Source organism: Paenibacillus sp. J22P90, assembly GCF_059692195.1.
In genome coordinates, this window is sequence record NZ_JCAUAY010000008.1 from 269,866 (window position 1) to 283,671 (window position 13,806).

The window sequence follows — 13,806 nt, forward strand, 5'->3', positions numbered from 1 at the left end:
CTGATCTCCTTTGCTAGTCGTATAGTCTGTGGGCAGTTCGTTATTTATTGACTGCGTCTTTCTTCTTATCCACAACAACATGGGTGAATTTATTCGCTTCAACATCCAGATCAAATGCCATACCAAAGCCAACGACATAACGACCTTGTAGTGGCGTCATCTCAAACAAAGAGAAATCTAGTCCGCGCAGCAAATCTACCATTTTAGCACCATGATCGGCGTTAAATAACTCAAAAATATCGCCGTGACCATCGTTACCGATGTTCGTAGAAGTACAGCTCCAACGCACGCGCTCTGTGGCAAATTTGTTATTCGTTTCGGATTCATCGGCAATTAACAATACATCGACAAACTCATTGTTTTCCATATAGCGATAATGATCAGCGATCTGACTAATATAAATGTATAGCTTGCCATCCTTTTTCACGTAAGGTGCATAGCTGATAAATGGTTTGCCTTCTTCGTCAATTAAGCTCAAGATCAAGTTCTTGCGCTTAGCAATAAACTGTAAGTAATTTTCCTTATTCTTCTCAACATCGACGGGTTTTCTCTGCATGATGATTCCTCCAAATGTAAGGTTGGCTATGGCTACTTCACAGTACTTAATAGATGAATACGTGGCTTCTGCTCCGTAGGCGCGTAATTGACTTCCGCATCCATGCGGTACACTTGCCTGATCATGTCTGTCGTCATCACTTGACGCGGTGTGCCGCTCATCGCTTTTTCACCGTTTTGCACAACAACGATACTATCACTATAACAGGAAGCTTGATTAAGATCATGTAAAACCATAACAACGGTCATTCCCATCGACTGATTGAGCTCTCGAACCAGTTCAAGCACTTCATGTTGGTGGGAAATGTCCAGATACGTGGTCGGTTCGTCTAATAGCAAAATTTGCGGACGCTGTGCCAGCGCCATCGCAATCCAAGCACGCTGCGATTCACCGCCGGACAAAGAAGATACCGTTCGGTCTTTATAGGGCAGCAGCTTCGTTTTCTCGAGCGCCCACTCGACGATTCCCATGTCCTCACTATCTAACTTCTCGAACCATTTTTTGTGCGGGTACCTGCCGTACGAGACAAGATCAACCACGATCATATCGCTTGGCGCCTGATTTTTCTGGCTAAGGATACACATTTTGCGTGCAGCCTGTTTGGAACTCAAGGTCTTCAAGTTCACGCCATCGAGCATGACCGTTCCCGAGTGATAAGGAATCAGCCGAGAAACGGCCTTGAGCAGTGTGGATTTGCCCGAACCATTCGGTCCGATAATCGACAATACCTCACCTTGCTTAACAGAGAAGGAAAAGTTATCAATGACGCTCTTCTGTTCATAACGAATCGAAATCCCATCGACTGTCAACATATTAGAACGCTCTCCTTCTCATCAAGTATAGAAAATAAGGTGCACCAATCACAGCCATGAGAATGCCTGCAGGGATATCCAGCGGAGCAAACAAGGTGCGTCCGCCTGTATCGGCAAGCAACAAGACAAGCGCTCCAAGTCCCATACTCATGGGCAGTTGAAATTTGTAGTCCGAGCCAACCATCAGTCTAGCCATATGCGGAATAACGAGTCCTACAAACCCGATCATCCCAATAGCCGCAACAGAAACAGCTGACAAGAAAACAGCCAAAAGGGATAATGCAATACGAATGCGGTTCGTATTCTCACCCAAATTCGACGCGACTTGGTCGCCAAGACGAATTATATTAGCTTTACGGATGGCGAATATAGATAAAATCCAACCAACAATCGCATACGGATAAATCATCATTAATGCGTTATTGCCTTTTGCAGCGAGACTGCCGTTGAGCCACTGCACCGCTGCAGGTAGTCGATCACTGTACATGATCGTCAAATATCCGATGACGCCTCCGCACAACGCATTCACCGCAACGCCGGAAAGAATAATGGTGATCGGCGTAATACCGCTTCGTCTCCATGCGAGCGAGTACACAATCCCTGCCGCAATGACGCCGCCAACGAAAGCAGCAATAGGAATAAATTGCGTGTAGGTAGGCGCTGCAAGCATAATCACAAGCACACAAGCTGCGGCACCGCTGGTCACGCCTGTTAAGCCAGGGTCAGCAAGCGGATTGCCCATGACAGCCTGCAAGAGAGCACCTGAGATGGCAATATTAGCGCCAATAATCAATGCCAGCAGAACTCGAGGCAATCGAATGTCCCAGATGATCGTAGCATTCATGGCTTTGGACGGGGAGCCCATAAGCGTCTTAATAATTTCAGGTATGGAGATCGATACACTGCCTAGACCAATCGCGATGATGGCGACAATCGCTACAAGTATGAACGTTAAGATAACAATCGACTGGCTTCGAGTTTTGCTAATCACGGTGTAGCTCCTCAGGTTATTTGTAGAAATAGCTGGATATTGTCGTCAATGCTTTGTCTACATTCGTAATGGACGTTACACCAAAGATGCTGTAATCCAAAATTTGAATCTTGTCATTCTTATAAGCAGAAAGGTTCTTCCAAGTGGTGTTCTTTTCTACTTCTTTCTTGAACTTATCTACCGTTGCACCATGATCGCCAGAGGCAAGAACAAGAACAATGTCCGGATCAATAGCAACAACTTGCTCCATATTAATAGCCGAATACGTTGCAGTCACTTTCAAAGCTGAAGTCGCAATGTTATCCGCATTTACTTTCTTCGCAAGACTTCCTAAGTAAGACTTCTCACTCATCACCATGAAAGAATCTGCTGTTCCAATCACAAGCATAACCTTCGGTGCTTTCTTGCCTTTGGATTGCTTAATCAAATTATTTTCTTGATCTAGGATTTTTTGCAGTACTTTATTCATTTCATCTGTTTTCTTAAAATAAGTGCCTAACGCCTTAAAGCTTAGCTTCAAATCTTCAAATGAATCTGTGCGCAAGTAGGCTTTGTCGAGCTTGATTCCGGACAAGTTTTTGTCCAGTGTGCTTTTAAGAGATTCCGCACCTAGCAACAGGTCTGATTCCAAGCTAGTGACGACTTCAAGGTCCGGTTGCATTGGTGAGCCAATACGTTTAACGCCATCAAAAGCTGCTGGCAGCGGATTCGTAGAGGTCGGTACACCTACAGGCGTAATGCCAAGCAGGTTAAGCATTTCTGCTAATGGTACGGATGTTGTCACAATGCGCGTTGGCACTTTCGCTGGAAATTGGCTTATCGCTTGCGTAAGCGCTGCTGGATCAACGCCATCGTTCGTCAAACTATATACTTTGTCTGCATCAGCAGCAGCTGTTGCAGCTGGACTAGCGGAAGTTGTTGCAGCTGGGCTTGCGGTGCTTGTGCTCGTAGTTGAAGCTTCTTTCGTTTGTGACGAACATGCTGTCATGACTAATAAACCTGTTAAAAGTAAAAATGCAACAAACCTGTTCAAAATGAATAACCCCCTGATGTATGTATAATTTATAATTGATTATAATAATCATTATCAATAAAAATGATAATCATTATCAGTCAAATGGTAACACATTATCTTTCTTCTTTCAATGAGAAAGATTCTTAATTGAGTCGTAAATCGTAAATCGACATCTCTCCACGGAAAAAATCATCCCTTCTATACGTGATAAATGTTTGCCAAGTAGCGGCGTCCTGGAGGCGATTCCGCCTCTGTAAGCGTGTTTTTCATCACTACAGCACCTAGTTCAAGCTCATCTCCCTCTGTAGTAATGAATTTCATCATTTCAGGGCGGAAACGGCCGGGGATTGGTCTTTTCCGCCTCTGTAAGCGTGTTTTTCATCAAAGCTTTAGCTCCTTTAGAACATGAAAAACCCGCTCCGAGAGCGGGTTTCAACGTCATTTAAAATCATTTATGATCCTTATCTTTCTTAGGCTTCTTCGGTTTCTTATCATGGTGCTTGTCGGTGTAATCGATATTTGGCACCTTCAACCCGCCTGCAAGAACTGTCTCTCTGATGTCCTCGCCCAGGTAAAAGCTTAAATGCGGCGGCTGATTATACGCCGTGTTTTGCCAGGCAATCCCGTTTCTGTATACCGGGTCATGCATAAGCGTATAAATCCGGTACTCCGTAGGAATCGTCGTACTGAAGATTCTCAACTCCGAGCTATCGGTTGTTGGCAAAAGTACTTCTTCACGCCAGTCTCCTAAGATGTCAGCCTGTAAGGTCGGAGTCGCCTTTGTTCCGTTGTTGCTGACAACGTCTGCGAAGCTTTTCAAAGGCTCCGCTTTCTTCGTAGTTGGATTAAACTTCGATATTGATGTATTGTCCAGCAATTCACTTAGTAAATCGCCATCCCAGTGAAGGGCAAAGTTCACGGACACGCCTGCGGTTCTGAAGCTATCGGCTTCAACCTTACCTTGTACGTTGTAAATACCTCCGCCCGAAGCCGGCGTTGTCCCTCCAGTTCCCCAGAACTCAAACCCAGGGCTTGCCGTAATATTAGCCGCCAATCCGCGTCCAGTATCTACGTAACCATTGTAGGACATAAGTGTTTCCCCAGTTGCCGCATCATGAAGCTCGACAGATGCAACGGACGGAACCTCATGTACCGCCATGACTTGAAGACCTTCCCGAGCAGGGTCAAACGCCCCTACATGAAGCGCGTCGCCGTGCGAACCTTGTTCGCGCTGCATTTCTCCATCCATCTCATACAGAATGGTGCCATCTTGATCAAGGGTCAATGAGCCTGCGATGATTTCGTCAAAACCGTCATTATCCACATCTGCCGTGGCTAGATTGTGGAAGCCTAAGCCTGCACCTCGGCCCTCCTGTGCGGAGTCAAAGGTCCACTCCTCCTTGAGCTTGCCTTTAACCAAACTATACGCTACATACGTGGTCCGTTCATAATAGCCTCTACCGTATATGGCGCTTGGCTTCTTGCCGTCCAAGTAGGCTAATCCTGCAAGGAAACGGTCCGAACGATTGTGCCACGTATCTCCCCATGAAGCTACATCCCCCAGAGGGAATGCATAATCAATCGTGTCGATCTCCTTGCCAGTTTCACCCTTGAAAACGGAAATGTACTCAGGCCCACCGAAGATATGACCGGCCTCATTCACCCATTTGCCATTATCCGCCGCATTTCCAATGACGCTAATCACTTTGCTGCTATCGAATTTCCCATCGGTTACCCCATAGACCGTTGTTGCGTCTGCGGTTTTGATAAGGAATTCGCTTTTGCCATCTCCATCATAATCGGCAATGATAAATTGATGATAATGGGCACCAGAGGTGAGGTTAAGCCCCATATTCATCCGCCACAGAAGTGTGCCATCCATTTTATAAGCATCAAAAATTGTCGGCCCTGTCATCGCATTCTGTGAACTATCGATAGCGTTGGATGGGTACCATTTTACAACAACCTCGTACTCGCCGTCACCGTCCAAATCCCCGACGCCAGCGTCATTGACATTATACGTGTAGCTGCCAGAGGCCGTTGTTCCTCCTTCGGGCTTTTGCATTGGAATGGAAAGATAATCGTTAGCTGCTGCTGTCGTCTCATCGTTCCCATCCGTCTTCCCTTTCACAAGTGTCTCCACTTCATAGGTGTCTCCAGGAACGCCAGCCGTATCCACATAGTTGGTAACTGACAATGGCGTCGTATTCAGCTTGAGCCCATTGCGGTACACATTGAATGTCACATCTCGCTCATATTCGTCAGCAAGCAAGCGCCAGCTCACAAATATGCCCTCGCCCGATTTTAAAGCAATAACGCCTCTATCCAACCACTCTGTCTGCCTGTCCTTATTTGGCGGAGTAAGACGGTTGTAGACATATTGGGTCGCATATCGGCCAAAGCCATTCTCCAAACTTGCAGGCACTGCAAGCTCTCCCCTGAACTCGTATACACCAGGTTCCTGCGGATTCCAAGGCTTACCTACGTTCACCCACGAACTTACAGGCACATCTACCTTACTATTCGTTGCCGTCGTCACACTTACGGTTTGTGGTAAACTGATGGATGCGATGGCCGCTGTTGTTTGCTTTACATACACGGTATGATAGCGCAATCTGTCCACTTTCGTAATTCGATTATCGGGAATCGGTTTATGATACACACCGAAATTATCGAGGTACGTCGTCCAGGCAATATTATTACCCGATGTCCGCATCCCCACCAATTTCACCGAAGCGACTGAACCGTCAAAAGCTACCCCATTCAATGATGACGTAAATTCTTGGCTGGTTCCTGCTGCTTTATCGGTAAGCTTGAATTTGACGACCTCATTTTCCACATCAAGATTAACCCCTACCGTATACCACGCTTGGGGATTCATAACTCCCGTGCTAGCCGCAGGCTGCTTTCCTGCAAAATATTGCAAAGGCGCATTATTCGTGTTATTTACCGTAAACACCGTGTTGCCCGTGCTATCAAGGATCCTGAACTCGCCGCCGTTCTCGCTAGGATTGCTGGCTGCTTTATCATTTACCTTACCAGGATACCAATCGAACTCAACGAGAATCTGGCTGCCTTTCACCGATGTGCCAAAATTTTTCGTCGCCACACGTCCCCCGCTCTGGTTCGTCTGCGTGAATTGCAGCATCGGGGTGTTATTCCCGGCCACTCCATATGTATTAATGGATACGGTAGCATTCGCAGTCGTAAATCCCCAGAATGCAGGATCAAGCGCAGCGGTATCCCCAAAATCACTATAATAAACGCTGTCGAGTTCAGCCCCATTACTCCCCTCAGCTGCAGACGCCATCAACCCGTTTGGTATTAAGAGAGCGCTTGCAAGAAGTAACGAAACGACTTTTCTCCATGGTTTGCTAGTGCGCATTGTTATTTTCACTCCTTCTGTTTGAGCTATACGAGGATCTTGCATACTCTCGGTAATTCCTTATCTTGCAAGGTTTTGCATATCCCAAGAATCACGTTCTGCCATCCAGTAGAACCGCTCCAACCATCCCCTCCCATTAAAACAACATCCATGACAATGACCTTTGCAGCTCATTCTAGTTGTAAAATTGGCCCGTGTACTAACTGTAGGACCTGACTGACTACCCGTCTATTGGACATTTTTTTATTCCTTAAACGCCCTAGTTGAAAGCTATTTTCCAGAGATATGACATTTTTGACTAAACTTCTCTTTTCTTGCTTCGCTATGCAAAAAGGCCATTCTAGCACAAAAAATAGACCTCCCCAGCCCATTTTAGGCGAGAAAGGTCCATTTCTTCCGTAGATTATTTCGTTTTCGTTAGCTCGATCATCTTTCCTTGTGCTTCCATGAAAACACGTACCAGCGCTTGCACTTTATCAAATTCATAGTCGCCAGGACCGTAGTTATCCATGAACATTTTTTTCAATAAATCTCCGTAAAAAGTCACTCTCTGCTCAAGCACATCATGCTCGATTTGTATAATTTCTTCAATTGAATGATTGCCAATGAATTCTTCGGTTTCATGGACGGGATCTTGCCAATGACCTCCCCTGCGCTCTGCAGGATTAGACATCTCTGGCTCAGTCGATTGTTCTAAATCAATAGACGTTCTTATACTAGAGAAAGCTATATTTTCTTTAGCCAACATAATTTGAAAATATTTATTTTTAAATAGATCAATAATGACGAGTCTGCAAAGCTCACGATTATGGAGGAGAATGCCGTCAAACGGGTGGATCGTCCAGTACCCATTTTTCAGAAATAGATTTAGCTTGAACAGTTCGCTGCCATACACATACTCAATGTTAATATTGGAGTCCGAACATATTTCAAAAGAGAATTCTAACATAGGCTAACCTCCTGAAACGATAACAATAACCTCGTGGAGCTCCGACGATTCATTTTACTTACTTGCTTGCTTTGACCCATTGTAAACCCCAGTTATACGCTTTGTCCAACTCGAGATGTCCCTGAAAATGCCGAACAATTCTCTCGATGCTGAACGTTTCATCTTTCACATTTTGAATCAGAGCAATTGCACACATCGGGAGCGAGTTGTCGTGCTCATCCAGTCTAACAATGATGTCTGGACCGCCATTTTGCTTAAGCGTGACTACGCCATCGGCCTCAGACCATCTGGAAACACCTTCATATATGAACGTGAAAATAAGTATCCGTTTAAACTCCGAAACCTTGCTGCCATTAATCCGAATGTTCTCGCCTGTTTTAATCGCGCCTGTACGATCATCGCCATCGAGCGCAATATAAGGTTCCCGTGTTAAGGACCCGAACGTCCCGCCCAGCGCCTGAATCAAACCCTTCCTGCCATCCTTAAGTTCAAATAGGCAAGCTAAATCCAGATCGGTCCCCGTAGGACCATTATTCCAAAACCTACCTTTTACCTCTGTTTGCTGATTCCAATTCAGGTTGATTAAGATTTCCCCTAGACCGCCTGTTTTCTTCTCGAGGTTGATCTTATCGCCTTTTTTCGTTAATTCAATTTTGGAAAGATTAATGACCGGTTGTACCTTTTCCTGCTTCGGAGCAGGTGGTGCAACTGGCACGGGTTGAGCTTGTACGGGCTGCGGCTCCTCTTTCACCACAACCCCATAACTCGCACAGAGCGCATGAAGTCCTCCCGCGTAGCCAGCACCGATCGCACCAAACTTCCATTCACCGTTATATCTATATAATTCTCCGATCACGATTGCCGATTCTACGGAGAAGCTGTTTCCTAAGTCATAACGAATGATTTCTTGCCCGGTTGCTTGATTAATAAAACGAATATATACATGGCTGACCCTGCTAAAATTTTGACGCCTTGCTTCACTCTCATAAATCGTTAGCGTAAAAGCAATCTTGTCAACTGCAGGCAACACTTGCTTCAGCTCGATTTGCAGTTGTCTTTCATTAGGCTGCTTCTCTGTATAAGTAATAAAGCTATTTTTCGGGTTGCCGTAAAATATGAGATCGTCATCACCGCTAACCTTGCCGCTCTGCCCAAGCAAAAAGGCCGAAGAATCCAGCTCAATCTCATTTGGAGCCTGCCAACCGATATACGCAACTAGACTAGAAAGTCCTGAATGCGCTTTCGTTACATCAACTTTCTGACCTTTGACAACAGCAACGACGCTCATACTCGACTTCCCCCTTCTATATTAAAAGATGCAAGGGTGGCCCCGAGAAGGCAACCACCCTACACAAGCTAATTTCTAGCTTAAGCCATAATTCGTAACTAGTGCGGCCAAACCGCCTGCGAACCCACTGCCAACCGCTTGGAACTTCCAGTCGCTGCCATGACGATAAAATTCACAGAAGACAACAGCTGTTTCTATTGAAAAATCTTCCCCCAAATCGTAGCGAAGAATCTCATTCTTATTAGCTTCATTCACGACCCTTACGAATGCATGGCTAACTTGTCCAAAATTTTGGGAACGTTGCTGTCCCTCATGTATGGTAACCGTAATGCCAATTCGAGTGATCGCGGCAGGAACTTTAGAGAAATCGATCAGAATCTTCTCGTCATCACCATCGCCTTCGCCCGTACGATTGTCACCTGTATGAACGACAGCGCCATCATAAGCTTTGAGGTTATTATAGAACACAAAATCAGCAGCTGACTTTGCTTTGCCATCTTCATGAAGAAGAAACGCAGAAGCATCGAGATCGAAATCTCCACCGCCATTATATCTATTGGTATCCCAGCCAAGTCCTACAATGATTTTCGTTAGACCTGGATTTGTTTTGGTTAGGTCAATGCGTTGACCTTTGGATAAATCAATCGACATGGTCATCTCACCTTTCAGATCATATAATGAACATTGAATCGTCGGCCTCTAAAACCAGTATATAGGGTTGCCTACCTTATCTGCAATGATGCTAATCTCACTACTCAACTACGACGTCTCCATCCGAAAACACGCACGTGGACTATGCCTTTTGTCACCCAATGCGTGATGACATAAAGTGCAATAAAAAGTAAAATAAGCGACTTAAATAATAACCAAACGACAACCCACGAAACTAATATTTGCCAGGGCTTCAGCTTCCGCAAGATTTGTGCCGGCCATAAAAATAGACGCAACACTTTATGACTCTGCTGAAGTGCAGCCAGATATTCATCTTGAATTTGTTTATTCTCAGGATCTAATCGAACCGCGCTACGCATATAGGTCTCTTTTAGATCATAATCCCCGCGTTCCCCAGCCGCCCATGCTAAATAGATAAGCACGTATGGACTCTCGGCGTCATACTGAATAGCTTGGCGATCCAGCCGCCTTGACTCTTCATAATTGCCAAGCAGCGCTTCTGTATAACTAAGTGTCGCTAAATAAAGTGGAGAATCAGGCCTAATCTCCAACGCATGCATAAGCTGCATCTGAGACTCCGCATACTTCCCCTTCTTATTCAACCTATTCGCTTTCATGAAATAATACTGAGGTTCGTAAAGATCAATCCTTAAGGCTTCCTGTACGCTTTCATTGAACTCATTTTCTTTTCCGGTTTCATAATAAACACCAACACGCACATACCAAGCTAATTCATGTTCTGGGTCAAGGGTTAGTGTTTCCTTCGTCCAATACAACGCCTTCTCGTATTCTTCCATATGAAAATAAATATGGGCTATCAGCGCGCTGCTGTCTGGATTTTCTGGTGTCTCACGCAATAATTGTTCAGCTTCTTTTAAAGCTTCCTTATAACGCTTCCATTGCATGAGCTGATGTACTGCTGCAAAAGTCGCTTGATTAGACAACCTTTCCATTGCCAAAGGCCTCCTACTCCCGATCTTCCTACTTTATCCCATGCTTTTTGATATAATCCATTACGATTTGATAATCACGGTTAACATCGCTGAACGTAGCATAATTTTTAGCGGTAGAGAACCAGTCCAGTGTGGTTGCCTTCCTGGCTTTTGCCGCCCTTCGCATATCTTCCTGTGTAATTGGCTCGATCTCGCCCGATTCCAACGTACGCTCCATCGCGGATTCAACAGCGTCCTTCACCACTTGCTCTAGATCCGCCCCCGAAAATAACTTCGTCTCCGCAGCAAGTTTCGATAAATTTAGGCCATCCATCGGCTTTCCAGAAAGCTTCAAGCCCAGTATTGTCTCACGTTCTGCTTCTTCTGGCGGCGGTACGAATACTAAATGATTGAAACGGCCCGGCCGACGCAACGCAGAATCTAGATACCAAGGTGTATTGGTTGCTCCGATAACAAATACGTTGTCATTCTTGGCCTGTAGTCCGTCCAATTCAAGCAGCAATTGATTGACAAGCATTCTGTCATGATGCTGCCGCATCTGATGACGGCTCCCTCCCATCGCATCAAGCTCATCTATAAAAATGACACAAGGCTTATTTTCCCGCGCTTTTTCAAAAAAATCGTGCAAGTTATGCTCACTTTGCCCTACATACATCGAGAGAATTGCTTGCAGTTCTATATGCATAAAATTGGCATTAATTTCCCCTGCTATTGCACGTGCCAAAAATGTCTTTCCACAACCTGGAGGCCCGAACAATAGAAGACTCCCCCCTGCCTCCTTACCGTAAGCAGCGAACAGTTCAGGTTTTTGCAATGGAAGAATAAAATTGATTCGGATTTTCTTCTTCACATCGTCCAATCCACCGACATCGGCAAATGTTTCCTTCGGTTTATCTGACTCAATCAAAGCTTTATCGTCTTTGCTAAAATGAATCAGCTTCAACTTATTACGCCTTTTTTCAGTAAACTCATCATGATCGGACATACCATTCTCCCCCTTACTTCGTGAAACTAGTTTACCATATTTTATTAGATTTGTTACTCTCTGATTGCCGAAAACTTGCTTCCTAGCGGGCTACTAAACTTACCCTTGCTACTAGAATTGAATAAATGAGCACTTATTTTGGGGTGGGCAAAAAGGAATAAGAAAAAAGCACCCAAGGAGGGTACTTTTTCTCGTTATGATGGTGCGCAGCGGTGCCGCGACTACTTTTTGAGCGCTTTTACAATGGCATCGACGCCGTACGCTCTACTGATCGGACCGTATCCAAAGGCAATCGAACCGTCAATCTTGTACACATGATTTTGCTTCACAGCTTTGAGCGATTTCCACACGTCGGATTTCTCCCATTCGTCCGCTAGAGCTGGCAGAGACTTATCGGTGTAATTAAAGTATCCTAGGAAAATATGATCTGGATTAATCTTCGTTAAGCCTTCCAGGCTAAGCTCTGCGCCCTCGCCCTTCGCTTGCTCCGGCGCCTTCAGGCCCAGCGGCTCGTAGTAATGACCAGCGTATTGGGTGCCCTGCAGCCATATATTTTTTTCCCTAACCTGTGCATAGACAACGTTTCCTTCTACGCTTTTCAGCTGATCTTTGGCTTGATTGAACGTCGCTGAGAACTTGTCGATCGCTTGCTTCGCAACATCCTCTTGACCCAGCATTTCACCGAATTTGGTCATAACGCCCGGCCAGTCATTCCAAACATCAATCTTCGTTTCATCGAGAACAACCGTCGTCGCAATCATCGACAATTGATCAATTACTTTCTTGTTAGTTTCCGTACCAGCGATGATGAGATCAGGTCCGTATTGCAGTAATTTTTCCAAATTAACTTCCGTATTCTCACCAACAAACTTAACTTCTTTAAATTTGCTCGTATACGGCTTGTACAATTCACTGCCTAATTGTGATTGCTTTTCGGTAAAAGGAAGCGCAATAGCAATCGATGGAATGTTAAAACTCAACAGGTCCTCGGTTAATCCCCAATGGATGAGGGCTACTTTTTCCGGCTTTTTAGCAATTGTTACTTGCCCGCTAGCACTGGCTACCGTTCTTGGAAAGCTTGCCCCCGCTGGCGATGCGCTTGGTGCAGTCGTCGCGGCCGGACTAGCGCTCCCACTAGTCGATTTCCCCGCACTGGAGCAGGCGCTAATTAGTAAAAGGATAGCCACCAGCATAATCCCTGTTCTCATCAGTGGCATAACACGTTTTTTCATCATAAATCTTCCTCTCGTTAATCCCGATATTTAACTGATAACGATTATCATTATCGAAGATAATCTTACCACCGTGATTAACTTGCTGCAAATAGATAATTTCCCGATGACAGGATGGATTTATTCTTCATTCACTCATCTTGAGTGAAGTCGGCGACATGCCATAGTGCTTTTTGAACAACCTGCTAAAGTAATAGGCGTCCGAATAACCCACACTTCCCGCGATGTCTCGTACCGAAAAAGGGCTCGTCATCAACAGCTCATAAGCCACCTTCATCCGGTATTGAATCAGATAATGGATAGGGCCTGTCCCGGTATATTTCTGAAAGATATGCGAAAAATATTTCGCCTTCATTTGATGCTGCTCCGCTAAGCTCTCCAACGTGATTGGCTCCATATAATGCTGCCGGATGTACTCGATCGTCTGCTCCATCATCGAATGACTTTCACTATTTTGCAAATAGCGTTCGTACGTCAACGTCTTATTCACCAGCTGGTAGAATAACGTTTTCTTCTCTAGCAGCTCAATATGGCCCAGCTCCGTGGCATATCGCCTTAATTGCTTCATGACTTGCAGCAGCGTCGCATCCAGCTCGATATGAAGCAGGTGAACCTCTCTTACAAGCAGCGACTGCTCCTGATCAGGGGCTACCGGCAAATAATGAACGAGAAAATACTCAAACTCGGCCGTATGTACGAGCATCTCAAAATGACGATTATACCCGCCGATCATCGCTTTCCCCGGGCTCATCGTATAGCTGATGCCGTCATAAATAAAATCAGCTTCGCCCTTGAGCGCGATGAGTATCGCGCTTTTGGTCGTAGGCTGCGATTTATGTCCTTGATGCATCCCTTCCCGAACAATGGATTGGTATACACCATATATATCTATAGGCACCTGTAGGAAAAAGGCGGCTAACGCATCGTACTGATGATCCATACAGAACCCCCTGTGATGAAGACTTTTT

General features: G+C 45.3%; 13 protein-coding genes. All 13 read right to left on the reverse strand.

The genetic code is table 11. From position 1 onward, the window contains the following. Positions 1-40: 40 nt before the first annotated feature. The 13 genes from AC58UX_RS25020 to AC58UX_RS25080 all read right to left on the reverse strand — a co-directional run bounded on the left by AC58UX_RS25020 (position 41) and on the right by AC58UX_RS25080 (position 13,778). Positions 41-556 carry a HugZ family pyridoxamine 5'-phosphate oxidase gene (locus AC58UX_RS25020; protein WP_497257782.1) on the reverse strand — a complete coding sequence of 172 codons (516 nt, stop codon included), beginning with the start codon at positions 554-556 and terminating at the stop codon, positions 41-43. Positions 557-588: 32 nt separating this feature from the next. Then, complete coding sequence (locus tag AC58UX_RS25025; protein WP_497257784.1) at positions 589-1,368, reverse strand: ABC transporter ATP-binding protein; 780 nt, start codon at positions 1,366-1,368, stop codon at positions 589-591. A gap of 1 nt (position 1,369) precedes the next feature. Continuing rightward, on the reverse strand, positions 1,370-2,359 hold the full coding sequence (locus AC58UX_RS25030) for a FecCD family ABC transporter permease (protein ID WP_497257786.1): 990 nt from the start codon (positions 2,357-2,359) through the stop codon (positions 1,370-1,372). A gap of 16 nt (positions 2,360-2,375) precedes the next feature. After that, positions 2,376-3,392 (reverse strand): ABC transporter substrate-binding protein, encoded by a 1,017-nt coding sequence (locus AC58UX_RS25035; protein WP_497257788.1) that lies wholly within the window; start codon positions 3,390-3,392, stop codon positions 2,376-2,378. Between the two features lie 180 nt (positions 3,393-3,572). Beyond that, positions 3,573-3,698, reverse strand: coding sequence for a hypothetical protein (locus tag AC58UX_RS25040; protein WP_497257790.1), 126 nt, complete (start codon positions 3,696-3,698; stop codon positions 3,573-3,575). Positions 3,699-3,822: 124 nt separating this feature from the next. Further along, positions 3,823-6,759 (reverse strand): rhamnogalacturonan lyase, encoded by a 2,937-nt coding sequence (locus tag AC58UX_RS25045; RefSeq protein WP_497257792.1) that lies wholly within the window; start codon positions 6,757-6,759, stop codon positions 3,823-3,825. 403 nt (positions 6,760-7,162) lie between these two features. Next, on the reverse strand, positions 7,163-7,708 hold the full coding sequence (locus AC58UX_RS25050; RefSeq protein WP_497257794.1) for a hypothetical protein: 546 nt from the start codon (positions 7,706-7,708) through the stop codon (positions 7,163-7,165). 58 nt (positions 7,709-7,766) lie between these two features. Next, positions 7,767-8,996, reverse strand: coding sequence for a TerD family protein (locus tag AC58UX_RS25055; RefSeq protein WP_497257796.1), 1,230 nt, complete (start codon positions 8,994-8,996; stop codon positions 7,767-7,769). 75 nt (positions 8,997-9,071) lie between these two features. Continuing rightward, the gene (locus AC58UX_RS25060) at positions 9,072-9,647 is read right to left on the reverse strand and encodes a TerD family protein (RefSeq protein WP_497257798.1); all 576 of its coding nucleotides are present in this window, start codon (positions 9,645-9,647) and stop codon (positions 9,072-9,074) included. A gap of 104 nt (positions 9,648-9,751) precedes the next feature. Then, positions 9,752-10,621, reverse strand: a complete 870-nt coding sequence (locus tag AC58UX_RS25065; protein WP_497257800.1) for a tetratricopeptide repeat protein — start codon at positions 10,619-10,621, stop codon at positions 9,752-9,754. Positions 10,622-10,649: 28 nt separating this feature from the next. Then, the gene (locus tag AC58UX_RS25070; protein ID WP_497257802.1) at positions 10,650-11,606 is read right to left on the reverse strand and encodes an ATP-binding protein; all 957 of its coding nucleotides are present in this window, start codon (positions 11,604-11,606) and stop codon (positions 10,650-10,652) included. A gap of 221 nt (positions 11,607-11,827) precedes the next feature. Next, on the reverse strand, positions 11,828-12,838 hold the full coding sequence (locus AC58UX_RS25075; RefSeq protein ID WP_497257804.1) for an ABC transporter substrate-binding protein: 1,011 nt from the start codon (positions 12,836-12,838) through the stop codon (positions 11,828-11,830). A 127-nt stretch (positions 12,839-12,965) separates the two neighbouring features. After that, positions 12,966-13,778: a helix-turn-helix transcriptional regulator gene (locus tag AC58UX_RS25080; protein ID WP_497257806.1), complete on the reverse strand. Its 813-nt coding sequence runs from the start codon at positions 13,776-13,778 to the stop codon at positions 12,966-12,968. Positions 13,779-13,806: the final 28 nt, after the last annotated feature.